This is a genomic window from Pseudovibrio sp. JE062, from assembly GCF_000156235.1.
Classification (GTDB): Bacteria; Pseudomonadota; Alphaproteobacteria; order Rhizobiales; family Stappiaceae; genus Pseudovibrio.
Genome location: NZ_DS996809.1, coordinates 387,510 through 410,861, shown reverse-complemented (window position 1 = coordinate 410,861; position 23,352 = coordinate 387,510). Strand labels below are relative to the sequence as shown.

Sequence of the window (23,352 nt, the reverse complement as noted above, 5' to 3'; positions counted from 1 at the left end):
TATAACAAAACTACACCTCAAGAACTCAGAGAGTTCATGTGCAGCACTGGGGATTATTCGGTTGTTTCAAGCTCAGCACGAATCTGGAGCATGTCCCGCCATGCATAGCGTTTTTCCGCTGGGCTGCGCAGCAGATAGGCAGGATGGTAGGTCGCAATGGCCTTCCGCTGAGTGCCTTCACCGTTATAAGTCAGCCACTTACCGCGCAACTTACGAATACCATCACGGGCACCGCTCAGCGTCTTGGCCGAGGCTGCTCCCAGGAACACCACGATCTCAGGATCCACCAGCTCAATCTGTCGCTGAATAAACGGACGGCAGATCTCGGTTTCATGCGGAGTAGGGGTGCGGTTCCCTGGAGGGCGCCAAGGAACAACGTTGGCAATATAAACGTTGGAGCGATCAAGCCCGACAGCCTTGAGCATACGGTCCAGCAGATGGCCGGAACGCCCAACAAATGGAACACCCTGAATATCCTCTTCACGTCCCGGCGCCTCGCCAACAAACATGACGCGGGCTTTGGAGCTGCCATCACCAAACACAAGGTTCTTGGCGGTCAGGCGCAGATTACAGCCCTCAAAACCGGAAAGGATCTTGCGCAACTCATCCAGTGACTGAGCAGAACTCGCAGCACTTCTGGCAGAGCCAACCGTTTCAGCATTGGGCACAACAGCATTATCTGCAGCGTTTGGCATGACGGTCTGCACGGCAGACTCTTTGGCCGCCCGCTGGCGCTCCAGAATCTGCCTTGCTTTCATCTTGTCATCAGCCGAAACGCCGTTCTCACGCAGATTGCGCGCCATCTCAGCAGGAGAAACGCTAAGGTTCTTCGGCTGGGACTGGGTTGGCTCTGGTGAAGCAAAGGAGTTGGTCGGTGCAAAGTTCTGCTGCGGAGCCGGGCGTGCCTGTGCCTGTTTCTCCATCTGAGCCTGCGTTTGCGCAAAGCGATCAATCGGAGCATCTTCCATCGCGCAGTCGACACCGACAGCACTCAGGAACTCCAGATAAGCCTCCAGCTCGGCGGCATTTGCGACAGGAACTTCAGACATAGCCATTTTCTAGTTGTGGCACACAGGAAGGTGCAGATGAAAGGGAGTAACTCTTTTGCAATGCACCATAGTTGGGCAGCAGCCCGTTTAGCCCTATATTCTATATGAGAGCGCACGTGTCCAATAGAAAAACGTAAATGCGCTAACTCAATTGGGAACAGTGTAAAGTCATGCACGTAGATTTGGGGAAATCACAATAAATCCTTGCGGTGTAGGAAGCTTTTTTTATTGGGGTACGCCACGTAATGCACCTTAAAACGCATTGCGCTATAGTATCCGGTCAATTACACAGAGACTAAATAAAGTTTTGACACTTGAGGGGCGTGGAATTAATGCGCTGCCACATCATTTGACGCGAAATGAAGTGGATAAAGTGTAGAGGGAGAATAATATGTCTGAAGGGGAAACTCTGGCAGAACGCGAATCCATGGAGTTCGACGTTGTAATTGTGGGTGGTGGTCCTGCAGGTCTGTCAGCAGCAATCCGGATCAAACAGCAGGCTGCGGAAAAGGGAGAGGACGTCTCCGTTGTTGTGTTGGAAAAAGGATCTGAGATTGGTGCGCACATCCTGTCTGGTGCTGTGATCGATCCAATCGGTATTGATCGCCTGATCCCTGACTGGCGCGAAGACGAAAGCGCTCCAATCAAGACACCGGTAACCGCAGACCACTTCAACCTGCTTGGCCCTGCTGGTTCCCTTCGCCTGCCAAACTTCCTGATGCCAAAGCTCATGAACAACCATGGCAACTACATTGTGTCTCTGGGCAATGTATGTCGCTGGCTGGCGGAAAAAGCAGAAGCGCTCGGCGTGGAAATCTATCCAGGCTTCGCAGCAGCTGAAGTGCTTTACGATGATGCAGGCAAGGTGATCGGTGTTGCAACGGGTGATATGGGTGTTGCTCGTGATGGCTCTCACAAAGATGGCTACATGCGCGGCATGGCTCTGCTCGGCAAATACACGCTGATCTCTGAAGGTGTTCGTGGCTCTCTGGCAAAGACCCTGATCGACAAGTTCGATCTGGATCGTGACAGCGATCACCCGAAATACGGTATTGGTATCAAGGAACTGTGGGAAGTTGACCCAGCCAAGCACAAAGCTGGTCTGGTGCAGCACTCCATGGGTTGGCCGCTGGATGGCAAAACTCAAGGTGGTTCCTTCCTTTACCATCTGGAAGACAATCAGGTAGCCGTTGGGTTCGTTGTGAACCTCAACTACCAGAACCCATACATGTCTCCGTTTGACGAGTTCCAGCGCTTCAAAACCCACCCTGCTGTGAAGGACGTTTTTGAAGGCGGCAAGCGCATCTCATACGGCGCTCGCGCGATCTCCGAAGGGGGATATCAGTCCGTACCGAAGCTGTCCTTCCCGGGCGGTCTCATCCTCGGATGTTCCGCTGGCTTCGTGAACGTGCCACGCATCAAAGGCTCCCACAACGCAGTGCTCTCCGGCATTCTGGCTGCTGACATCGTCGTGGAATCTCTGGGCCGTGGTGAAGCAAACGAAGAGCTGGACCAGTACGATATCGCATGGCGCAATTCCGAAATCGGTAAGGATCTCTGGAAGGTACGCAATGTTAAGCCGCTGCAGTCCAAGTTCGGCAGCTTGATGGGCATGGTCTTCGGTGGTCTGGACATGTGGACCAACGAGCTGTTCGGCTTCTCCTTCTTCGGCACCGTAAAACACGGCAAGACCGACGCTGCGAGCCTGAAGCCAGCCAAAGACTGCAAGAAGATCAACTATCCGAAACCAGACGGGAAGATCTCCTTCGACAAACTGTCCTCTGTTTTCCTCTCTAACACCAACCACGAGGAAGATCAGCCGATCCATCTGAAACTGCGCGACGAAACCTTGCAGAAGCTTTCTGAGCACGATGTTTATGATGGACCGTCGAACCGTTATTGTCCCGCTGGCGTGTATGAGTGGGTGGAAGAAAACGGCGAGCCACCACGCTTCCAGATCAACGCGCAAAACTGCGTGCATTGTAAGACCTGTGACATCAAAGACCCGAACGGCAACATCACCTGGACCGTTCCGGAAGGCACTGGCGGACCGAACTATCCAAACATGTAAGCTGTTGGATAACATCAGAACAAGAAAAGGGCCCGGTCATCAGATCGGGCCTTTTTCAATTCAACTTATCAAACGCTCTGGCGCTCTAACCAATCTCGATATCGAGACCCAGATCCAAAATAGGCGCAGAGTGCGTAATCCAGCCGGAAGAGATGATATCAACGCCAGCCTCGGCGATCTCCTGAACGGTAGAAAGCGTAACTGTTCCAGACGCTTCCAGCACAGCCTGACCATTGTTGATCTCAACGGCCTGTTTCAGCAGATCAGGGCCCATATTGTCCAACATCACCACATCAGGTTTGGCTGTCAGGGCTTCCTTCAGCTGCTCCAGCGTATCCACCTCAACCTCGATGCGCACAAGGTGGCCAGCAAAGGCACGTGCGCTCTCAATTGCGGGAGTAACACCGCCAGCAACCGCGATGTGATTGTCCTTGATCAAGATCGCATCATCCAGACCGAAACGGTGGTTCATACCGCCGCCACACCGCACCGCATACTTCTCAAAGCTACGCAGACCCGGAGTGGTTTTTCGGGTGCACACAATCGTTGCGTTGGTATGCGAAATTTTGCGTTGAAATGCGTTTGTGGCCGTTGCTATGCCGGAAAGGTGGCTCAAAAAGTTCAGCGCCACACGCTCAGCTGTCAAAAGCGCACGAGCAGGACCATGAATGCGGGCAATGATGGTGCCCGGCACTAACTTATCCCCGTCCTGCGCCAGCACGGTAACATTGAGGTTCGGGTCCACCTGACGAAATGCAGAAAGAGCCAGATCAATGCCAGCCAGCACGCCGTCTTTACGAGCCGCGATAACACCAGTCGCCATGGCCTCAGCCGGAATGGTCGCTTGCGAGGTGATGTCACCTGCGCGGCCAAAATCTTCCAGCAAAGCGGCCTTAACAGCGTCATCGACCATGATCAGGGAGAGTTCAGGTAAGGTAGAAACGCTCATAGCATGTCTTCCTCTGCAACAGCCTTCTTGCCAAGGTCGCTGGCCACAGCATCAGCAGCAAGTTTCTCGATCTGAGCAAGCTTCACATAAGAGCGCTTGGCAGCCTCTGCCTTCTGTGGGAAGTCAGAGCGGTAGTGTCCGCCACGGCTTTCTTTACGAAGCAGAGCAGAGCCAGTAATCAGCTTGGCCGCAATCACCATGTTGAGGATGGAGTCACGACGACACAGCTTCTCGGCATTGTGCAGGCGGGCAAGCGTTGTGGTCAGGCCTTCCGCATCACGCACAACACCAACATTGCGGGACATAAGAGAGCGAACCAGAGACACCACTGCACGCTCCTGAGGATTGCGCTTGGATGCCTGATCTTCGCTGTCATCAATCTCCGCCCAGGCATGGACGCGGTGATGTGGCATGAGCGCCTGAATGTCTTCTGCAATGCGCGCGGCAAACACAACAGCTTCCAGCAGAGAGTTGGAGGCAAGACGGTTTGCACCATGTGCGCCTGTCGCAGCAACTTCACCAGCAGCCCATAGGTTGTCAACGGAGGTGCGGCCAGAGGCATCCGTCAGCACACCGCCCATGTGGTAGTGCGCAGCTGGAGCAACCGGGATCAGACCGTTGATCGGATCAATGCCAGCTTTCTGACAAGCTGCATAAACGCGGGTGAAATGCTCAGTGAAGCTTGCGCCGATAGCTTCGCGGCAATCAAGGAACGCACCGCGACCAGCAGCAATCTCTGTGTGGATCGCACGAGCCACAATATCACGTGGTGCCAGTTCCAGATCCGGATGAAGGCCTTCCATAAAGCGGCGGCCATCGTTGTTGACGAGGATCGCGCCATCACCGCGGATTGCCTCACTGGCAAGCGGGGCAGGATCCAGATCAACATCCAGAGCGGTTGGGTGGAACTGAACAAACTCAGCATCAGAAACCAGTGCACCGGCACGGGCCGCCATGGCAAGACCATGACCGTTTGCCTCACCCGGATTGGTGGTGGTGGAATAAAGATGGCCAACACCGCCGGATGCCAGCACAACAGCCTTTGCCGGAATGGTGATGCGCTGCGTACCGCCACGACGACGGGCGGTGATGCCGGTTACATAACGACCTTCGGTGATCAGCTGACAGCCAATGTAACCTTCGATGATGCGGATAGACGGTGTCTTGTAAGCCGCATCAACAAGCGCCTGCATGATCGCTTCACCAGCCATGTCGCCGCGCACACGCACAACACGGTGGCTGGAGTGAGCAGCTTCGCGGGAAAGCGCCAGCTTGCCTGCAAGGTCTTTATCAAACGGAACGCCATAATCCAGCAGATCGTGAATACGGTCAGACGCTTCACGGGTCATGCCTTCAACAACAGCTTCTTCGCAGATGCCATCACCGGCAGTCAGCGTGTCCTGTGTGTGGGCAGAGTGGTGGTCACCCTCAGCCACAGCAGCAGCAATGCCACCTTGAGCCCACGCAGAAGATGTGCCGCCGCCGATTGGAGCGTTGGTCACAATGGTCACTGGCCGCGGCGCAAGTTTAAGCGCACAAAACAGGCCAGCAAGGCCACCACCTAAGATAACAACATCATCCACGCCGTTCAGAGCAACAGCAGGGGCGAGAGAAGAACCGAACTGAGACATTTCAGAGATTATTCCAGACTATGGGGACCTGATCTAAAAGGCCCGCTGCCGTTAAAGGCAGCAGGGTGCACTGAAGATTTTCAATAAGCCAGCTACACGAAAGCCTCTAGTTCTTCAAGTTGATCATGCGTTCTACGGAGGCGCGGGCGCGATCGGCCACACTTTCATCAACAATCACCTCACCGGACATGTCGAGCAGACAATCCAAAATCTTGGTCAGGGTGATGCGCTTCATGTGTGGGCACAGGTTGCACGGGCGAATGTAATTTACGCCCGGAGTGGACGCGGCCACATTGTCTGCCATGGAGCACTCGGTGATCATCATCACCTTCTCAGGGCTGTTGTCCTTCACCCAGTCGATCATGTGCGAGGTGGAACCTGCAAAGTCAGCTTCAGCCACAACTTCCGGCGGACATTCTGGGTGTGCGATGATCTTCACGTCCGGATCAATCGCGCGGTAGTCGCGCAGCTCATCAGCCGTAAAGCGCTCATGCACCTCGCAGGACCCTGCATAAGTCAGCACGTCAACATCAGTCTGATTGTTCACGTTGGCAGCAAGATACTGATCCGGGATCAGCAGAACCTTGTCCGTGCCCATGGCCTCAACAACCTGAACAGCGTTGGAAGAGGTGCAGCAGATATCGCACTCAGCCTTCACATCAGCAGAGGTGTTCACATAGGTGATGATCGGAACGCCCGGATTGGCTTCGCGCAGCTTGCGCACATCTGCACCGGTGATGGATTCAGCAAGCGAGCAACCCGCATCCATATCCGGGATCAAAACGGTTTTCTCAGGGGAGAGGATCTTGGAGGTCTCTGCCATAAAGTGCACGCCGCACTGAACAATAACCTGAGACTCAGTCTTTGCAGCTTCTTTCGCCAGCTGCAGGCTGTCGCCAACAATGTCAGCCACACCGTGGAAGATGTCCGGTGTCATGTAGTTGTGCGCCAGAATGACAGCGTTGCGCTCTTTCTTCACCTTGTTGATCGCAAAGATGAGCGGTGCAAGCGCAGCCCATTCGATGGCTGGAATAAAGTCCTTCACCTTCTCATAGGCTTCAGCGGTCGCTGCAGCCACTTCAGGAGTATAGGCAAGGTCTGGACGTTCTAAGGGCGCATAGCGCTCGCTTGCTGGCATGCCAGCCTGAACAGCAGCACCATCAATGCCGGCAGCAATGTCTTTGACAGCAAGGCTGTCTGTTTCAGCGAATGAAGTCGTGGCGGACATGCGCTATCCCTTGTTCTGCCGGTCTTTAGCCGGATTATACTCAGTATGAGTATAAGGGGTCTATAAAAAAACACGGCTAGAAAGCCGATGCTAACCCTTATGCTCATTTTGAGTTTTTATAGACCTCTTGCCCACCAACGACAACCTATTCTTTTGCCGAATGCATATGGTCCCTGCGTTTAAGCTGGAAATAAGCTTACAAAATAGCCACTTAATTTGTTAAATTTGCAGGGTACAAACAACAAAAGCCCGGCAGTTCTGCTCTTTTGCAAGAACCGCCGGGCTTTAAAATGCACGTTAGAGCAGGGGACTGCTCTTACTTGGCAGGGACATAGCTGGATGGATTGCCATCAGCGCCCTGATTGACCATGTAGTACTGGTTTTCGCCGGTGTCGAACACGAGGAAACCATCCTGATCAGCAGGCTTGGTCTGAGTGCCCCATGGAGACTGGATGGTCACTTCAGCAGCTGGCTCATAACCAATCGCGGACATACGAACCATCTCAACAGGAACAGTCTTCAGCGCACCGGTCAGGCCAGCGTCTTTTGCGTTAAACAGTGCCAGCACTTCCGGAGCCATGTCCAGACGCTTCACAAGGCGGGTGTTCTTCGCAGCAACTTCTTCCAGACCAACTATTTCATACTTGGAATCGAAGGTCTCTTTGCCGATCACGTAAAAATCAGGGCCGGTCTTGCTCATCTGCAGCGCAACAACAGAGCCAACATTCTTCGCGATGTAAGCATCGTCGTAGCTGGTGGAATCAACAGAGCCCAAAGGGCCGCGGATCGCTTCTGGCAGGTCAGCCAGCTTGTTACCAGTGATCTTCCAGCCAAGGATCGGACGGTCCTTGATGTAAAGCTCTTTGGATGGTGCATGCTTTTCAACGCGTGCGGTCAGCTCTTCCTGGCTCTGAACATCGTCCTGAGCAGATGCAGCCAGAGGTGCGCTTACAGCAAAAGCAAGCAGGCCTGCTGCGAGTGTTTTTCCGAAAGAAAATGAGTAGGTCATGGTCGGCCCCTAAATGTAGATGGGGGAATTAGGTCAGGAGCCAAATCAAAGTCAAGCGTCTCTGCGAGTTTCGCTAGGAAATTGAAATATATTAGTATTCTCACATATGCGCTTGTTTACATCTGTGGTTGTATCTCGCTAAAATACCTTAGGGTCAAAAACTCATTCCAATTACTGATGGATGACCTAAGTAATTTCAATTATTGCAGAGTGTGATTTTGGATTACACCTGATTACTCCCCCGCTGCTCAGCGAAAATACCGACCTCATTGATCCGGCAACCAGTCGTACACCCGTCTGGAGGCAGGAAAGGAAGCTGCAATGTCCCAAGCGACCCAAGCTGGCACCAACGCCTCTGTCCGACGTGGACCAAACGTCCCGCTCATCATCATCAGCGGATGTATCATCGGGATTCTGTCCTTTGGACCGCGCGCGACACTGGGCCTGTTTCTGACACCTATGTCCTCTGAGTTCGGCTGGGGCAGGGATGTCTTCGCTTTTGCTTTGGCGCTTCAGAACTTGATTTGGGGAGCAGCGCAGCCTTTCGCTGGTATGATGGCAGACAAGTTCGGCACTGGTAGAACACTGGTGCTTGGCGCGATCATCTACGCCATTGGCCTCTACCTCATGAGCCTGTCAGACACGCCGCTCCTGCTGCAGGTGTCTGCCGGTGTCCTTATCGGCCTTGGGGTTGCCTTCACCTCGTTCTCTCTGGTGCTGGCAGCCTTCGCGCGCTCGGTTCAGCCCAAGTACCACGGCATTGCCTTTGGTATGGGCACAGCAGCAAGCTCCTTCGGTCAGTTCCTCTTTGCGCCACTTGGCCTTGGTCTGATTGAAAACTTCGGATGGTCAAGTGCATTGGTCTATATGGCGGTACTCATCGCTATCGTACCGCTCTTCGCCTACATCCTGCGCGGACGCTCCGCTGCCCCTGCTGCTGGCAGCTCCGCAAACCCGCAGGATAACCTGACCCTGTCTCAGACCTTGGGTCTGGCCTTTAAAACCAGAGACTACATCCTGCTGGTTTTCGGCTTCTTCGTCTGCGGTTTCCACGTGGCCTTCATCACCGTGCATATGCCAACCTTCATCGTGGATCAGGGCTTTGATGTTTCTGTCGGCGCATGGGCACTGGCACTGATCGGCCTGTTCAACATCGTGGGCTCCATGTCCTCAGGCATTCTGGGTGCACGCTTCCCGAAGCAATATCTGCTCTCCTTCATCTATCTGGCCCGCGCCATCGCCATCACGCTCTACATCACCCTGCCGATCTCCGAGATGTCGACGCTGATCTTCGCAGCCACCATGGGTATTCTGTGGCTCTCCACCGTGCCACCTACATCTGGCCTTGTGGCAGTGATGTTCGGCCCACGCTACATGGCAACCCTGTTCGGCATCGTGTTCTTCTCCCACCAGATCGGCTCCTTCCTGGGCGTCTATCTGGGCGGTGTGCTTTATGAGCAAAGCGGCAACTACGATGCCATCTGGTGGTTGGGAATTGCATTGGGCATTTTCGCGGCAATCGTGCATTGGCCAATCCGTGAACAATCCGCCACCGCAGGGCGACTTGTCGCCAAGCCTGCGTAAGGCCCCCATTAGTCGAACTAGCTAGGTTTCTCAGCGTGTTACACCGCAATATTGCCTAGCGTTATTTTCTTGCCTTATGGCCCTCCTTCTGCCAGCTTTCATGCAACATGATTTGGCGAGAAGGATTGGCCATGAGCGAGTTTGATGCCCTCTGGATTGAAGCAGACGAAAGCGGTCGTAAACCGCTGCCTGCCAAGTGGAACAAGGTCACTGTTGACCAGCTCTCTGAAGGCGACGTGACAGTCAAAGTCACGCACACCACCATCAACTACAAGGATGGTCTGGCACTGGCAGGCGCACCGGGCATCACCCGCAAATTCCCGATGGTGCCGGGCATCGATGTGGTTGGCGAAGTGCTCACCAGTGAAAGCGATCGTTTTAAACCGGGCGATCAGGTCATCCTCAACGGCTATGGCGTTGGCGAAGTCCACACTGGTGCCTACGCACAGGTCGCCCGCCTGAAGTCAGAATGGCTGCTGCACCGCCCGGAGGAACTTTCCGCCGCCCGCGCCGCTGCAATCGGCACCGCTGGCTACACAGCCATGCTCTGCGTGATGGCGCTGGAGAAATACGGCCTCACACCTGACCACGGCCCGATCGCTGTCTCCGGTGCATCCGGCGGCGTTGGCTCTGTTGCCATCAGCCTGCTGTCCAAGCTCGGTTTTGAAACTATCGCCTTCACCGGCCGCACAGAAGAAGCCGATTTCCTCAAAGGCCTCGGCGCAACGCAAGTGCTCGACCGTGCCGAGCTGGTGGAGAAGGGCAAGCCATTCGGCAAAGAACGCTGGGCAGGCGCAGTTGATGTAGCTGGCAGCCACACACTGGCAAACCTGCTGGCGCAGACCAACTATGGCGGTGCAGTTGCAGCCTGCGGTCTGGCACAGGGCATGGATCTGCCAGCATCCGTTATGCCGTTCATCCTGCGCGGTGTCGCGCTGCTGGGCGTGGATTCCGTGATGGCGCCAATGGCTCTGCGGGAGCAAGCTTATCGCCGTCTGGTGCAGGATCTCGACCTGACCAAGCTGGACACCCTTTCCGAGACAATCAAGCTGGCAGACGTTGAAGAACGCGCCGCCAAGCTGCTCAAAGGGCAAGTCCGCGGTCGTACCATCGTGGAAGTCGAATAGCGTTCAATCGCTGCGTATCGCCGAAAAGTGGGGACCGGTTTTCGGATAAAAATACGCAAATACAAGAGCTTGAAGCAAAGAGAAACCCCGCATCAGTGGTTGCTGATGCGGGGTTTTTAATTGGTGCGGTCAGGCTACCAAACTTATCAAGACCAAGAGGAGGGGATTAGCTCCACCCGCCTTTGTAGGTCTTGTAAAAGATGTGCTTACCAATGCGCTTTTTACGCTGCATGGTTGGAGCCCAGTTCGGACGAACATAAGTCGCATGATAGTGGGTAGACGCATCCACGGCTGGGATGCTCACTTCACCATTCACGATCTGCTGCGCGATCTTCTTCGCTTTGGCCCATGGGCCAGCCTCAGTCACGCGCTCAGGAATGCCGTCACAGGCAAAGGAGAACTGACAAGCGTTCTTCATGCTCTTGTTCTGATAAACCACACCACAAACCGTGTTCGGGTAAGCAGGGTTCTTCAGACGGTTGAGAACAACCTGTGCCACCGCAATCTGGCCGTCACGCGGCTCACTGCGGGCTTCAAAGTAAATCGCTTCCGCCAGACAGCGCATTTCGGTCTTGGAGTTCTTCACCGAGCTCGGCAGCTGGCGCATGTACCACCAGTGCGGATTGGTCTCGGAGTAAGACGCCAGCTCCTTGTCAGAAAGCTGCGGCTTGCCGGAAGGCGTAATGGACACCTGCGGCTTGTTCAGCAGCGCATCAAACGGAGCTTTGTCTGTCTGCGGTGTTGCTGGCGCATAAGCGGTTGCCAGCGCAATTTCATTCTGCTTGGCAATGGAAAGCGTCTCAGGCTGCTTCGGAGCGGCCTTGGCCATCGCAATCTGCTTGCGCGCTGCCAGTGCAGCCCGGCGCGCGGCTTTGCCAAGTGGAGAGTTGTCGGTCTGATCCTGTTCAGGAAGACCTGCCAGCGCATCCCCGCCATAATGACCGTTGAAGGCCATCTGAGGAAGCTGGGAAACAAATCGATCCGTGCTTTTTGGTTTACCTGCGTTCTGGATGAAGGCAACAACGCGGCTCGGCAGGTTGGTGATTTGCATATCACCCTTGCCGGTGCGGTTCACCGCATAACGTTGCGGTGCTTTCTCCTCAGCAGGCACGAAGTACTTCGCGAACTTCTGGCTGTCTCCTGCAGAAACAGACTGAAGCCACCGCGGTGTATCTTCGTCGAGGGTTCCGGTAAGTGCCGGAATATCCTGCAACGCAACTGGAGATGCAGCAAAGGTTCCAACTGCAAGCCCTGCAGCTAGAATAGGGTACTTAAAGTACATGAGGACAGCACGGCGTCCTTCATTCTTCTTCATCCCATGGCCCGACATACGCAATCTACTCCAAATCAACGCCCAAAACTCAGCGCTTCTCAGTCCCTGAAAAGGGAACCCCAAACTCTGAGATCGACAGGATGAAGAAGCCCGATAAAATCACTCCCACCCGTCAATTTTCCGGATGAGCGCATTTTTCGCTTTTAACCTTGATATAAAGTTAAGCCCGCCAAAACCCCAGTTATTCTGCCACAGTTCACGCCGCTGACAGTCAGCATATGGTTAATATGCAGGGGCAGTACTCACCAAAAAACTAGGGCTATTTCATGTCTGGGTGGATTTTTCAGCGGGCCAAAAATCATAGGAAACAAAAGGCGTCATGCAGAAAATGACACCTGTGATATCTTGGATCGGCTGTAGGATATCAACACAATCAAAATCTTAACAAGATTAACCATAAGGCCTCTCGTTGAATCCACAACTCCGTTTTTCCTATGAAATTCTGCCGAGAAAAAATTCAAAAAAATTGTAGATAACGTAACGTCATTTAAGGCAAAAATGTGAATCAGAGCAAGCTGACCCGCAAACCGGGAGCAGGGCGCTCCTTCAAAATGTCTCGCCGGAACCTGTAAAGTGCTGCCGGACGTCCGCCCGTAGCAGTTGAAGTTCCTCCAGTTTGCTCAACCAGTTGTCCTGTTTCAACAAGTCGGCGGAAGTTCTGTTTATGCAAATGCCGGCCGGAAATCGCCTCTACAGTCTGCTGCAAATCAGTCAGCGTGAACTCCGGCGGCATCAGCTCGAAAACAACCGGACGATACTTCAGCTTGGCACGCAAACGGGAAAGGGCCGTTGCCAGAATGCGCCGATGGTCATGAGCAAGGCCTTCACCAAGGTCGGGCAGGGTGCCACGCTCTAATGCTGTCGGTTGTTTGTCACGCAGGGCTTCATAGATCAGCCCGGAGCCGTAAAGCAGCTCATAGCGATCCAGCACGCGCTCCTCATCCCATTTCAGCGAGCCAACACCAAACGCCAGCTGATAGCGATCTTTCCGGCTCAGTTCCTGATAGGTGCGGGCATCATCATCCGGTGCCTTACTGAAGGCTTCCATGCTGGGGTGGATGATCTCCTCCAGCATCTTCGGTTGCCCACCGCGCCAGTCTTCCCATGGAAAGAAGTCATACCAAGGGCGCCACCGCGCCCCTTGCTTGGCCAGCAGCTTCTCCGAACCAGGTGTTTGCCGTGTCAAAGCCAGATAGCCAACGGAGACCATATGCGGCTCACCCGCTTTTGCCAGTGAGTAACGTCCCCGGTCTCCAAATGTATAAAGCTGCTCAACGTGACCAATATGAAGAGCCGTCTGCTCCTCAACAAAAGCCCGCAGACCCAGTTCAAAGGTGCGGTGAACCCGTGGATCAAACGGACCAGAAGGTAAACCGGAACGTTCGTCCTGCACTTTCTGCGGCACCGTTAGAACGAATGGGACTTTGTCTTTCACGGAAACGATGACAGCATTCAGACCAATGCCAAGCTGAACAGGCTCCATGCCAGCACCCGGGCGGGCTGCATCTCCTGTTTCCATCGCATTGCTCATCAAAGTCTGCTCCGTGTTCATTAGGCAAGTTCAGCAAGGGCAGCTGGTTCAAGGCAGAACTGGTTGCCCTCAAAGGTTTCCGCTCCGCGGCCAATCTCTTTGATAGATTGTATCATGCGCCCATTTCGCTGCAAAAGAGTGTCTGCCAAGGAGATAAGCAACGGATTGGGTGTCGCTACAGGAGAAACCTTGCGCAAATGCTGCGCCAATGCGCGCTCATCAGCCTCCGGCAATGCTGCACAGGTGATGATGTAGGCAGCAGCTGTCGACCGGCTCACCCCAGCCCAGCAATGCACCAGTAAGGAACCATTTGCTTGAGCCTGCTCTGCAAAGGCCAGCAAGCGCTCCACATGCTCCATCTGAGGTGCAATCAGCCCATCGCGTTCCTCTGCAATGTCATTGAACTCCAAAACCAGATGATGTGCTGGCTTTGGCTCAACCGGCAAAACCACCTCGGTGCCCGGGGAAACGAGAGAAAGCACATGAGTCGGTGCTGCAACATGCAATGTGTCTTCCAGCTTGGAAAGGGGACACACATGCAGCATCAGCGACCTCCGACAGCTTTGCGAGCTTCATTCAGCTCAGCAAACCGCGCAAGAAAAGCCTCCTGCGCATCTTTGGTCGGCAAAGGCGTGATGCTCTCCGCCAGCACGTCCAGCTGTGCGGCGCTCACTTTGGCAGGCTTTCCGAAAATCTTGTCAGCCTCTTCCTTGCTGAACCCCGCCAGATGGATCGCCTCCAGATAAGCGCTGATGATATCAGCCTTCTTAGCAAGCTTGGCTATGCTGGCTGGTAGATCAGCAGGCAAATCAAAGGCCCGATGAATGGCATGATGTAGCCGCTCTTCAACCGCCTTGTAGGTGCCACCCATCACGTTCTTGAAGGGGGAGATCATATCGCCGATCACATACTCCGGTGCATCATGCAGCAGGATCGCCATGCGCCATTGAATGTCCAGATCAGGCTTCAGCATCAGTGCAATCTCTTCCACCACCACACAGTGCTGTGCAACGGAGAAGGCATGGTCGCCGATCGTCTGCCCATTCCACCGAGCCACACGGGCCAACCCATGAGCTATGTCAGAGAGTTCCACATCCAGCGGCGAAGGATCGAGGAGATTCAGTCTCCGGCCAGAAAGCATCCGTTGCCAGGCACGGGGAGAAGATGAGGAAAGCTCTGCACACATATGTCAATCAAGCCAGTCGTCGGAGGTATCTAGGTTTCTAGCAATATCTCTTAGTCAGATGAAGGCCAGTTGAAGGTTGCCCACGCCTGAATGGAAGGGGAAAGCGTAACGCCCTCACACATCAGCGGCACACCCGCATCCATCGCCGCCTTCGCGCGGTCCAGACGCAACATCGCCAGCCCTGCACCGCCAGCAGAAGAACCCAGCGATCCCACGCTCTTCTCACCTGCCAGAATATCGCTACCGGTGGCCGGAAGATCACTGTCTGCGGAAACCTTGATGACGCGCTTACGGGCAGTACCACGGTGCTTCATGCGGGAAACAACTTCCTGCCCGATAAAGCAGCCCTTGGAGAAGGCGACACCATTCAGGCTGTCCATGTCCGTATCATGCGGGAACACATCAGCCAGCTGGAAATCCTGTCCACTTTGCGGAATGCCAAGACCAATCCGGTGCGCATGATAATCAGCCTCAGAGGCCGTCTCTTCTACCTCACCAGTCACGATGTAACGCAGGCCCATCTCTGCAAGGCGCGGATCCTGCGGTTTGTCTGAAGGCAGATCGTCGCCCCACTCAGCGACCACATGAACGGCCTCATCAGCAGGCTCAACAGTCACTTTGGCGCGCAGCTTGTAGAAGGCGAGGCGCTTGGCAAACGCATCCAGCTCATCAGCACTCACGTCAATCAGGAAGCCATCCGTGCTCTCATCCGCAAACACAAAAAAGTCCCAGAGGATCTTGCCCTGCGGTGTCAGCAAAGCGCCAAATGCACTGGAGGTCGCGCTGAGTTCGCTCACGTCACAGCTGACGAGATTTTGGAGGAACTCCTTGGCATCATCGCCAAAAACCTTCACGAGCCTACGCGAAGTGAGAATGGTGCGTTCAGATGCCATGGGCCTGTCCTTCCAATGAATAAAACAACAAGAGTGTTTCATAACCCATCCGCCAGCCTCACACCACGGAAAAAGAATTGTTTCTGTGGGTGAACCGGCCCCTGAAGCGGACGCGTCTCTAGGTATCTTTGCAACGATGTTTTCTGAAAAGATAAGGCTGGTAAAGAGAAAACTAAAGGCCTTGAGGTGTTTATCCGAGCAATCCAGGAATCCTAGATTTATGGCGAGTTTCTGCAAATATCCGTGATGTTTTGACGTCGCAAAACTGTCGTCTGCGTGAACTAACTCTTGCTGCACATTGATTTCAGTTCTTGATTCTGGAGATGCACGTGACATCAACTATCAGGCAGTCAAAGAAACGTTTGGATCGTGCAGTACATCGCTCAAAGCTGATCTCCATGGAAGGCGTGCTGGAACGCCTGTTCACTTTTGCTTTTAAGGGGCTGGTCTACCCGCAAATCTGGGAGGATCCGGAGGTGGACATGCAGGCCCTGCAGTTAAAGCCCGACTCCAGAATGGTTACCATCGCCTCGGGTGGCTGCAATGTCATGTCCTACCTCACAGCCAATCCGCAGCAGATCACTGCTGTCGATCTCAACCGCGCCCATGTCGCCTTGAACCGCCTCAAGCTCACCGCCCTTCAGGAGTTCCCCGACTACGCCACCTTCTACCGCTTCTTTGGTGAAGCAGATGAAAAGGCAAACATCGCGGCCTATGAAAAGTATCTGAAACCCGCCATCGATCCCGAAACCATGGCCTACTGGGAGGGCAGGGACATGACCGCCTGGGGCCGCAAGCGGATCACCCTCTTCTCGCGGGATCTCTACCACCACGGCATGCTCGGCTACTTCATCGGTCTCGGCCATCTCATCGCGAAAGTCTACGGCGTCGACCTGACCAGGATGGCAGACACGCAGAATGTAAAAGAGCAGCGGTCGTACTTTGATAAAACGCTGGCCCCGCTCTTCGACAAACGCCTGATCCGCTGGGCAACCTCCAAAAAGATGTCGCTCTACGGCCTCGGCATCCCACCAGCGCAGTATGAAAGCCTTGCAGCAGAGGGCGGAGGGAACATGGCTGGAGTGCTCAAACAGCGTCTGGAAAAGCTGGCCTGCGACTTTCCCATGGAAGAGAACTACTTCGCCTGGCAAGCCTTCACCCGTGGCTATGCCCCGTCAGAAAACAGGGGCAGAACCGGTCCCTCCGGCCCTCTGCCGCCCTATCTGAAGCCGCAGCACTTCCCGGAAATCCGTAAAAGAGCCTCCCGCGTGCGCGTTGTTAATCGGTCTTTCACAGAGCATCTGGATAATCAGGATGCAAACAGCCTTGATGCCTACGTCCTGCTGGATGCGCAGGACTGGATGACAGACAGGCAGCTGAACGATCTATGGGCAGGAATATCCCGAACGGCAAGAACAGGCGCACGCGTCATCTTCAGGACAGCTGGCGAGCCAAGCATTCTGCCGGGCCGGGTGCAAGACGGAATACTGGGGCAGTGGACCTATGAGGCGGCGGAAAGCGCACGCCTCAACAAGCTGGATCGCTCCTCCATCTACGGTGGTTTCCACCTCTACATCTATAACTGACAAGAATAAGTATGTGAGGGAAGTGAAATGGCGAACGAAAAGTCCTCAGCCTCACTGATGGATAAAATCTATAAGAACCAACGGCATTTTTATGATCTGACCAGAAAGCATTACCTTCTTGGCCGCGATCATCTCATCAAACACCTCTCAGCGCCGCGGGGCAGCACGGTGTTGGAGCTGGGCTGTGGCACTGGGCGGAACCTCATCGAAGCCGCACGGGCCTATCCAACCTGCCAGTTCTTCGGCGTCGACATCTCCTCGCAAATGCTGAAGACGGCAGAGGCAAACATTCACAAAGCCGACCTGTCTCATCGTATCCACCTAGCTCAAGGCGATGCAACCAGCTTTGATCCTTTCGAGAAGTTCGGCATCGACACGTTCGACCGCGTGTTTCTTTCCTACTGCGTCTCCATGATCCCACCATGGGAAGAAGCTCTGCGCAACGGCACCAAGCTTCTTGCAAAAGGCGGTCAGCTCTCAGTGGTGGACTTCGGTCAGCAGGAACGCCTGCCCGGCCTGTTCAAGCTGATGTTGGAAAAGTGGCTCGGCAAGTTCCATGTGTTGCCGCGCGAAAACCTGCAGGATGTGCTGCATGATATCGCGCAGGATCAACGCGCCAAACTGCGCTTCCTGCCGCTCTATCGTGGCTATGCCTACTACGCGGAGCTCGACAGCAGCTTCTACACGCGCTTCATGGAAAAGCCGGAGCAGATGGACCTGTTGGAAGCGGAAAACGAAAGCCATCGCGAAATCCGCAAGGCCGGATAATCAACCGCGCAAACAAAAAGTCCACCAGAACCTCTGATGGGCTTTCATCAAACAGTCATCGCAACAGCATTAGTCTCCGGCAATAAAGCTGCGGACGTCGCCATTCTTGGAGATGCCTAGGCGATAGAAGGTCCATGCGCCATAATCCAGCATCTCGTAGTAATCAGCTGCAGTAACGATTTGGTACATTTCAACCTTTTGAGAAGGGGTCAGGTCGTGCAAAGGATACCGGGCAAAATAGGGCCAGACATACGTCTCTTCCTCTGTTCTCTCATTCAGCCGCAAGTAACCAGCTGTGACGATGTCCAGAAGGATCGCAAGGATCTCGTGCCCCTCACCATCACCAGAGCTGTCCTTCAGAAAGCCAACTGGGTCACGAACTGGAGTAAACGACAGTTCCGGCGGTTGCTCCTGCTTGGCAAACAGCGGTGCCAGCGCAGAAACGTCACCACTACGGGCGATCTCGATCAGCGCCGCGCGCGTCACCTTCACAGCCTCCGGCAATCCTGTATCATCATAAAAGACTTCCAGTTTTGGCAGAGGAGGTTCTTCAGCAAACTCGTTGTCCAACGCATCTTCAAGACTGGTATCTCTGTTGAAATCTTCGTCCAACAGCGGAAATTGCTCAGCCTTGGGGCGCTGAATGCGAATCGTTTCGGTTTTGATTGCCTGTGTTGCAGCCATAGCCGGGGCTGAGGCGCAAAGTAACCCTATGATGAGTAGGCGAAAATACATGAAGTGCTCCGAAACGGACGAGGGGCTTGTGTTTTGCCCCCTAGTTTAAGGGCTTGTAGGGAATCAAGGAAGAAACGACAGAATGCCTATGCACAAGCTAGAGGGCCTTTAGAGAATTTATAGGAAGATCTGACAGGTCTTCTGCGCAGTTTGGAAGTTTGGATTAAAGCGTTGAATATAGAACTCTTCATTACGGGTATGATCATCGGGCTCATCACGTCCGCGCCGATTGGGCCTGTAAACGTGTTGGCGATCAGAAGGGCAGTGCACTACGGCTTTCTGCCAGGCCTTATTGCTGGCTTCGGTGCCGTGCTTGCTGATGGCGTATTCGCCACCGCTGCGGCCTTCGGTGTGACGGCCATCTCTGAGTTTGTCGAAAGACACGAGTTCTACATCCAGACCATCGGCGGCCTCTTGCTGATCATCTTCGGTGTCGTCGTGTTTCGCTCTCATCCGCACCTGAAGGGCGGCAGCGATGGTGGTCCAACCGTATGGCGGGGAATGATCGTCTCGTTCGCCATGACGGTCACCAATCCCGGTGCCATCCTCGGCTTCATCGCGATCTTTGGCTCACTGGGCGAACACGCTCCGGAAAAGGGCGACTACATCGGCGCGCTTGCGCTCGTTCTTGGCGTGCTGAGTGGAGCGCTCTTGTGGTGGGCGTGCCTGTCCGCTCTGGTCTCAAAGCTGCGCAACCGCATGAATGACAACTGGCTCTCCGCCATCAATCACGGCGCGGGCGTCGTTCTTCTCGTCTTCGCCGCGATCATTCTGGCAAAGGTCGGTTACGAGTTGTTTTGCTAAACGTGGCCCCATGAATCAAAAAAGCCCCGATCAATCGGGGCTCTTTGAAAATCAGCTAAGCTGGATTAGTGCAGTCGGCGCTCCAGAGAATAGTCACCGCGCTCAACGCGCTGTGGCAGTTCCTGCGCAAATTTGGAAACGGCTTCTTCTCCGTAAAGAGAAACCAGATCCATCATGGCAGAGAACAGCGCTGCATGCGCAAGAGCTGTACTGTCGATGCCGTGAGATAGACCATCCTCCCAAGCTTCCTGAATGAAGCTCAGAGCCAGTCGGCGGATGTCTGCATCAGATGCATCGATCTCTTCTGTGAATTCGCCGGCGATAGCGTCGTCCTTGATCATGCTGGCTCTCATGTCCCTCTATGTGCTGCTTCTTGTTATTTGCCGTTACATGTAACGGGCAAACGAAAACAAATGAAGCGTCGCATGCCTTATCTGTTAAACGGACGTTAACACGCGAAACGGCAGGAACAACCGACTCACTGATGTTTTGGTAAACTCGTCCAGAGCTTCTGTAAGTTATGGTTAATATTTGTGGCAAAGCCGAGTTATCCAAAAAACACGCAATAATTGTCTGTGGAAAATGGTTGCAACCGGCTTTTTTATCAATCGCGGCTGTACTTACCCGTGACTTCTTGGGTGATAATTACACCTTCGTCCGCGAATCTGCGAGAGGCCTCAATCGCCGCTGGAGTGCAGGTTTGATAGACCGAGGCGAATCCCCGATAGCTCTGGTTAAACCGCTCAACAAGCCGTCTGCGGCGCAGCTCATTTTGTACTTCTGCACCCAGTAACGAGTACATGCGCTGGCGCCATTCATCAGCTTCGTCATGGCCGCAAAGCGGGCGCAGATAATGAAGCGCACCCAGAATTTCTGAAAGGCGGATGAGCTGTTGCTCATAAGGTGGCTCTTTCAACTCTGGCTGAGCAGGCTTGCCCGGAGATTGTGGTGAACTTTGTGCAAACGCGCTGGGCGTAGCAGCAATACTTAAAAGCATCAGGCCAGCACAAACCCCACGGCCAAGAGACCGAGTAGGAGCCGCACAGGACCGCATCCAGGCTTTACGTTTTGCAAGTTCAGTCAAGCCACATCTCACAGCAGGCTGGTTGCTTCAGATTCTGTAAGGATGGCGGTCTCCCCGCGCTCTGTCCACTATGGAACCTTGGGGATTTCCTGTTTTCCCTTGTTGCAACTAGCGCTGGCAGAAAGATGTGACAGCGTATTCCCGAAAAGTGGTTCCGGTTTTCGGACAAGAATACGCGCGAGCTCTAACTACATCTTAGAAGGTTTAGAATGTGCTGCTGCATTCCCGGTGCCAATGGCAGGTTCATGGAATCTTCCCAAGTGTACCAGCCCAGCTCGGACGCATCAGAGCTCGCCTTCTCTTCACCTTCCACTTGGCTGCAGGTGAAAACATGAATGCGATACTGCACCTTGTTGTCTTCAGGTGAAGGGTAGGACACCGTCCATGTTTTCAGGTCAGTTGCAGCCAGAGAGGTCTCTTCTGTGAACTCGCGCTGCGCAGCCTCTTCAAGGCTTTCGCTGGCCATAACCTTGCCGCCAGGAAAGCTCCAGAGGCCTTTGGACGGTGATTGAGCTCGCTTAACGAGCAACACTTTATTGTTCTGGACACAGGCAACGCTGGTTGCCTCGATGTATTCCGGAGATATTTTCTTGCTCATGAAAACAGGGCGTCGACATCCGCTTGAGTGCTTTCCTCAGTGCTGATTGTCTCATCCGGCAAGTGACCATGGATGATAGACCCTGCCTGTGAAAGCAGCGGTCTGATGACGGTAACGGCCTTATCCTGAACGATTTGCAGCAGTTCACCCGTGACTTCAGCTGAGTCAAGCATCTTTTGAAGTGAGATCACTTCCTGATCAATCTCGGCAATACACTTCTCAAGCGCGTTGCGCAGCCGTTCTTCAACAGCTCCATACGCGCGAATGGCCAGTTCCTTCTCTGAGAACTTAGAGGCACTGAAATGTGTGATATAGTCTGCCGGTTCCCAAGCCAGAACATCTTCTGCACAATCGGGAATGTCAGGAAGCATTTCAAGAAGCATGACCACTTCATTGAAATGGTTGAGATAGTCAGTTGCAAGGCCCGTGGATGGATTGATGTTTGCATGCGTCAAAAGCTCAGGAGAAAGATCTCCTATGCCAATTTTATCGCAGTACATATCCATTGCAGCCTCCCAGCTTCCTATCTGTCGCGCGGAACCTATCTCTCGATTGGTTGCAATTTTACTAAAATGTGAACAGAGTAATCTGCATGTGTGGTAGATATAGCCTGTCAGCGTCTCCGGAAGAAGTCAAAGCGTTGTTTGAATACATCGAACAGCCCAACTTTCCACCGAGATACAACATAGCACCGACTCAGCCAATTGCACTCGTAAAACACGAAAATGGTGGGCGCCACTTTGGGTTAGCGCGTTGGGGCCTCGTGCCTTCATGGGTCAAAGACCCCGCAAGTTTCACGCTTTTGCTCAACGCCAGAGCGGAGACTTTGGAAGAGAAACCCTCGTTTCGTGCCGCTGTTCGCCACCGCAGATGTCTGATCCCTGCAAACGGTTTTTACGAGTGGCAACGCAAAGGTGCGGCAAAGCAGCCCTACTGGATCGCACCTGCTGATGGCCGCCTTCTAGCCTTCGCTGGCCTGTGGGAAACCTACTCCCACCCGGATGGCGGAGACATTGATACCGCTGCTGTAATCACGGTTGAGGCTAATAATACGGTGAAGCCAATCCATCATCGTATGCCCGCAATCATCGCTCCAGAGCATTTCAATGACTGGTTGAGTAACGGAACTGTGATGTCCAGAGACGCAGTTAAACTGCTGCAACCTGTGGATGAAGGACTTCTGATTGCCACTCCGGTGTCCACGCGCGTCAACAGTGTAGCAAATGATGATCCGTCTTTGTGGGATCGCGAGGTCATCGCCGTCCCACCTCAGCCACCAAAACCAGCGGCAAAACCCAAACCTCGGAAAAAGGCTGCCGGTGGCTCTTCAGGAAACAGCGGCCAGTTAGATTTGTTTTAGGCTCTGCTCAACATACTCAGTCTCACATGAATGATCTGGAGGGACTGAGGATGCTCGCATCGCTAAAAGGGAAGTCTGTCATCGTCACTGGCGGGTCCAAAGGGATCGGCCTCGGCATCTCTCTGGCCTTCGCCCGCGCCGGTGCATTCGTCACCATCGCCGCCCGCGGAGAGGAAGCCGGTGCCAATGCGGTGAAGGAACTCGCCTTGATCGGCGGGGCAGGGCAGTTTCTCCAATGTGATGTGACCGACTGGGAGGCTGTCAAAAGCACCGTGGATGAAACAGTCAAACAAGCTGGACTGGATATCATCTGCGCCAACGCTGGCATCTTCCCAAAGCAAAGCATTGAGGAAATGGAGCCCGATCAATGGGAGCTGGTGCAAAACACTAACCTGCGCTCCGCATTCTACTGCACCAAAGCTGCCCTTCCGCATATGAAAGAGACAGGGCAGGGACGCATCATCCTGACCTCATCCATCACCGGCCCCGTAACCGGTGATCCCGGCTGGTCTCATTATGCAGCATCAAAAGCAGGCCAACTCGGCTTCATGCGCACGGCCGCTCTGGAACTGGCCCCGCACAACATCACCATCAACGCGGTGCTACCTGGTAATGTAAAGACAGAAGCGCTCGATGATCTCGGAGATGGCTATTTAAAGAAGATGGGCCAGATGGTTCCTCTCGGACGACTGGGCGCCCCGCGCGAAGTGGCAAGCGCGGTCCTGTTCCTCGCCAGCGATGAAGCCTCCTACATCACTGGCCAGCAGATCGTCGTCGACGGAGGACAGGTGCTCCCGGAAGGATTGGAAGCACCTGACTAATCTTG

23 protein-coding genes are annotated in these 23,352 nt (G+C 54.1%); 8 read left to right on the top strand and 15 right to left on the bottom strand.

From position 1 onward, the window contains the following. Positions 1–53 precede the first annotated feature (53 nt). A complete protein-coding gene (locus tag PJE062_RS14305) occupies positions 54–1,049 on the bottom strand; it encodes a uracil-DNA glycosylase (protein ID WP_008549542.1) in 996 nt (331 codons plus the stop codon). A gap of 391 nt (positions 1,050–1,440) precedes the next feature. Between PJE062_RS14305 and PJE062_RS14300 the strand changes: the two genes are divergently transcribed. Next, complete coding sequence (locus PJE062_RS14300; protein ID WP_008549800.1) at positions 1,441–3,120, top strand: electron transfer flavoprotein-ubiquinone oxidoreductase; 1,680 nt, start codon at positions 1,441–1,443, stop codon at positions 3,118–3,120. Positions 3,121–3,205: 85 nt separating this feature from the next. Here PJE062_RS14300 and nadC read toward each other — a convergent pair whose 3' ends face one another. The 4 genes from nadC to PJE062_RS14280 form a co-directional block, all read right to left on the bottom strand. After that, positions 3,206–4,069 (bottom strand): carboxylating nicotinate-nucleotide diphosphorylase, encoded by an 864-nt coding sequence (gene nadC / locus PJE062_RS14295; protein WP_008549510.1) that lies wholly within the window; start codon positions 4,067–4,069, stop codon positions 3,206–3,208. Beyond that, positions 4,066–5,700: an L-aspartate oxidase gene (locus PJE062_RS14290; RefSeq protein ID WP_008549806.1), complete on the bottom strand. Its 1,635-nt coding sequence runs from the start codon at positions 5,698–5,700 to the stop codon at positions 4,066–4,068. Before PJE062_RS14290 ends, nadC begins: the two co-directional genes overlap by 4 nt. A gap of 106 nt (positions 5,701–5,806) precedes the next feature. After that, positions 5,807–6,928 carry a quinolinate synthase NadA gene (gene nadA / locus PJE062_RS14285; RefSeq protein WP_008549924.1) on the bottom strand — a complete coding sequence of 374 codons (1,122 nt, stop codon included), beginning with the start codon at positions 6,926–6,928 and terminating at the stop codon, positions 5,807–5,809. 316 nt (positions 6,929–7,244) lie between these two features. Further along, the gene (locus PJE062_RS14280) at positions 7,245–7,937 is read right to left on the bottom strand and encodes a hypothetical protein (RefSeq protein WP_008549554.1); all 693 of its coding nucleotides are present in this window, start codon (positions 7,935–7,937) and stop codon (positions 7,245–7,247) included. A 321-nt stretch (positions 7,938–8,258) separates the two neighbouring features. Between PJE062_RS14280 and PJE062_RS14275 the strand changes: the two genes are divergently transcribed. Both PJE062_RS14275 and PJE062_RS14270 read left to right on the top strand, forming a co-directional pair. Beyond that, entirely contained in the window at positions 8,259–9,521 is a 1,263-nt protein-coding gene (locus PJE062_RS14275; RefSeq protein WP_008549943.1) for an MFS transporter, read from the top strand. Between the two features lie 107 nt (positions 9,522–9,628). Beyond that, entirely contained in the window at positions 9,629–10,648 is a 1,020-nt protein-coding gene (locus PJE062_RS14270; protein ID WP_008549687.1) for an MDR family oxidoreductase, read from the top strand. 166 nt (positions 10,649–10,814) lie between these two features. On the opposite strand, the gene PJE062_RS14265 is transcribed toward PJE062_RS14270, so the two are convergent. From PJE062_RS14265 to PJE062_RS14245, 5 genes are all read right to left on the bottom strand, one after another. Then, positions 10,815–11,978 carry a cell wall hydrolase gene (locus PJE062_RS14265; RefSeq protein WP_008549839.1) on the bottom strand — a complete coding sequence of 388 codons (1,164 nt, stop codon included), beginning with the start codon at positions 11,976–11,978 and terminating at the stop codon, positions 10,815–10,817. 508 nt (positions 11,979–12,486) lie between these two features. After that, entirely contained in the window at positions 12,487–13,512 is a 1,026-nt protein-coding gene (locus PJE062_RS14260; RefSeq protein ID WP_008549565.1) for an NAD regulator, read from the bottom strand. A 20-nt stretch (positions 13,513–13,532) separates the two neighbouring features. Then, positions 13,533–14,057, bottom strand: coding sequence for a tyrosine phosphatase family protein (locus PJE062_RS14255; RefSeq protein WP_008549723.1), 525 nt, complete (start codon positions 14,055–14,057; stop codon positions 13,533–13,535). Then, positions 14,057–14,698: a YfbR-like 5'-deoxynucleotidase gene (locus PJE062_RS14250; protein WP_008549764.1), complete on the bottom strand. Its 642-nt coding sequence runs from the start codon at positions 14,696–14,698 to the stop codon at positions 14,057–14,059. Before PJE062_RS14250 ends, PJE062_RS14255 begins: the two co-directional genes overlap by 1 nt. A 50-nt stretch (positions 14,699–14,748) precedes the next feature. Continuing rightward, the gene (locus PJE062_RS14245; protein WP_008549780.1) at positions 14,749–15,591 is read right to left on the bottom strand and encodes a folate-binding protein YgfZ; all 843 of its coding nucleotides are present in this window, start codon (positions 15,589–15,591) and stop codon (positions 14,749–14,751) included. 323 nt (positions 15,592–15,914) lie between these two features. On the opposite strand from PJE062_RS14245, the gene PJE062_RS14240 reads away from it, so the two are divergent. Together PJE062_RS14240 and PJE062_RS14235 are read left to right on the top strand one after the other, a co-directional pair. Continuing rightward, positions 15,915–17,177 carry a DUF3419 family protein gene (locus PJE062_RS14240; RefSeq protein WP_008549894.1) on the top strand — a complete coding sequence of 421 codons (1,263 nt, stop codon included), beginning with the start codon at positions 15,915–15,917 and terminating at the stop codon, positions 17,175–17,177. Positions 17,178–17,204: 27 nt separating this feature from the next. After that, entirely contained in the window at positions 17,205–17,945 is a 741-nt protein-coding gene (locus tag PJE062_RS14235; RefSeq protein ID WP_008549567.1) for a class I SAM-dependent methyltransferase, read from the top strand. A 69-nt stretch (positions 17,946–18,014) separates the two neighbouring features. Here the strand turns inward: PJE062_RS14235 and PJE062_RS14230 are convergent, their stop codons facing one another. Then, positions 18,015–18,680 (bottom strand): hypothetical protein, encoded by a 666-nt coding sequence (locus tag PJE062_RS14230; RefSeq protein ID WP_208982315.1) that lies wholly within the window; start codon positions 18,678–18,680, stop codon positions 18,015–18,017. A 171-nt stretch (positions 18,681–18,851) separates the two neighbouring features. Here PJE062_RS14230 and PJE062_RS14225 point away from each other — a divergent pair, with 171 nt between their 5' ends. Further along, positions 18,852–19,484 carry a LysE family translocator gene (locus tag PJE062_RS14225; RefSeq protein ID WP_208982314.1) on the top strand — a complete coding sequence of 211 codons (633 nt, stop codon included), beginning with the start codon at positions 18,852–18,854 and terminating at the stop codon, positions 19,482–19,484. Between the two features lie 65 nt (positions 19,485–19,549). On the opposite strand, the gene PJE062_RS14220 is transcribed toward PJE062_RS14225, so the two are convergent. The 4 genes from PJE062_RS14220 to PJE062_RS14205 all read right to left on the bottom strand — a co-directional run bounded on the left by PJE062_RS14220 (position 19,550) and on the right by PJE062_RS14205 (position 21,672). Then, positions 19,550–19,825, bottom strand: a complete 276-nt coding sequence (locus PJE062_RS14220; protein WP_014284380.1) for a hypothetical protein — start codon at positions 19,823–19,825, stop codon at positions 19,550–19,552. A 263-nt stretch (positions 19,826–20,088) separates the two neighbouring features. After that, positions 20,089–20,568: a TIGR02301 family protein gene (locus tag PJE062_RS14215; protein ID WP_008549562.1), complete on the bottom strand. Its 480-nt coding sequence runs from the start codon at positions 20,566–20,568 to the stop codon at positions 20,089–20,091. Positions 20,569–20,752: 184 nt separating this feature from the next. Then, the gene (locus tag PJE062_RS14210; protein WP_008549572.1) at positions 20,753–21,166 is read right to left on the bottom strand and encodes an NUDIX hydrolase; all 414 of its coding nucleotides are present in this window, start codon (positions 21,164–21,166) and stop codon (positions 20,753–20,755) included. Further along, on the bottom strand, positions 21,163–21,672 hold the full coding sequence (locus PJE062_RS14205; RefSeq protein ID WP_008549550.1) for a hypothetical protein: 510 nt from the start codon (positions 21,670–21,672) through the stop codon (positions 21,163–21,165). Before PJE062_RS14205 ends, PJE062_RS14210 begins: the two co-directional genes overlap by 4 nt. 86 nt (positions 21,673–21,758) lie before the next feature. On the opposite strand from PJE062_RS14205, the gene PJE062_RS14200 reads away from it, so the two are divergent. After that, positions 21,759–22,526 (top strand): SOS response-associated peptidase, encoded by a 768-nt coding sequence (locus tag PJE062_RS14200; protein WP_008549732.1) that lies wholly within the window; start codon positions 21,759–21,761, stop codon positions 22,524–22,526. Between the two features lie 50 nt (positions 22,527–22,576). Continuing rightward, complete coding sequence (gene fabG, locus PJE062_RS14195; protein WP_008549591.1) at positions 22,577–23,347, top strand: 3-oxoacyl-ACP reductase FabG; 771 nt, start codon at positions 22,577–22,579, stop codon at positions 23,345–23,347. Positions 23,348–23,352: the final 5 nt, after the last annotated feature.

Coding starts and splice junctions, on each gene's coding strand:
- PJE062_RS14265 (WP_008549839.1), bottom strand. CDS start 11,978: ATGTCGGGCCATGGGATGAAGAAGAATGAAGGACGCCGTGCTGTCCTC.
- PJE062_RS14255 (WP_008549723.1), bottom strand. CDS start 14,057: ATGCTGCATGTGTGTCCCCTTTCCAAGCTGGAAGACACATTGCATGTT.
- PJE062_RS14300 (WP_008549800.1), top strand. CDS start 1,441: ATGTCTGAAGGGGAAACTCTGGCAGAACGCGAATCCATGGAGTTCGAC.
- PJE062_RS14260 (WP_008549565.1), bottom strand. CDS start 13,512: ATGAGCAATGCGATGGAAACAGGAGATGCAGCCCGCCCGGGTGCTGGC.
- nadA (WP_008549924.1), bottom strand. CDS start 6,928: ATGTCCGCCACGACTTCATTCGCTGAAACAGACAGCCTTGCTGTCAAA.
- PJE062_RS14200 (WP_008549732.1), top strand. CDS start 21,759: ATGTGTGGTAGATATAGCCTGTCAGCGTCTCCGGAAGAAGTCAAAGCG.
- PJE062_RS14280 (WP_008549554.1), bottom strand. CDS start 7,937: ATGACCTACTCATTTTCTTTCGGAAAAACACTCGCAGCAGGCCTGCTT.
- PJE062_RS14275 (WP_008549943.1), top strand. CDS start 8,259: ATGTCCCAAGCGACCCAAGCTGGCACCAACGCCTCTGTCCGACGTGGA.
- fabG (WP_008549591.1), top strand. CDS start 22,577: ATGCTCGCATCGCTAAAAGGGAAGTCTGTCATCGTCACTGGCGGGTCC.
- PJE062_RS14250 (WP_008549764.1), bottom strand. CDS start 14,698: ATGTGTGCAGAGCTTTCCTCATCTTCTCCCCGTGCCTGGCAACGGATG.
- PJE062_RS14290 (WP_008549806.1), bottom strand. CDS start 5,700: ATGTCTCAGTTCGGTTCTTCTCTCGCCCCTGCTGTTGCTCTGAACGGC.
- PJE062_RS14210 (WP_008549572.1), bottom strand. CDS start 21,166: ATGAGCAAGAAAATATCTCCGGAATACATCGAGGCAACCAGCGTTGCC.
- PJE062_RS14220 (WP_014284380.1), bottom strand. CDS start 19,825: ATGATCAAGGACGACGCTATCGCCGGCGAATTCACAGAAGAGATCGAT.
- PJE062_RS14270 (WP_008549687.1), top strand. CDS start 9,629: ATGATTTGGCGAGAAGGATTGGCCATGAGCGAGTTTGATGCCCTCTGG.
- PJE062_RS14235 (WP_008549567.1), top strand. CDS start 17,205: ATGGCGAACGAAAAGTCCTCAGCCTCACTGATGGATAAAATCTATAAG.
- PJE062_RS14240 (WP_008549894.1), top strand. CDS start 15,915: ATGCACGTGACATCAACTATCAGGCAGTCAAAGAAACGTTTGGATCGT.
- PJE062_RS14205 (WP_008549550.1), bottom strand. CDS start 21,672: ATGGATATGTACTGCGATAAAATTGGCATAGGAGATCTTTCTCCTGAG.
- PJE062_RS14305 (WP_008549542.1), bottom strand. CDS start 1,049: ATGTCTGAAGTTCCTGTCGCAAATGCCGCCGAGCTGGAGGCTTATCTG.
- PJE062_RS14230 (WP_208982315.1), bottom strand. CDS start 18,680: ATGTATTTTCGCCTACTCATCATAGGGTTACTTTGCGCCTCAGCCCCG.
- nadC (WP_008549510.1), bottom strand. CDS start 4,069: ATGAGCGTTTCTACCTTACCTGAACTCTCCCTGATCATGGTCGATGAC.
- PJE062_RS14245 (WP_008549780.1), bottom strand. CDS start 15,591: ATGGCATCTGAACGCACCATTCTCACTTCGCGTAGGCTCGTGAAGGTT.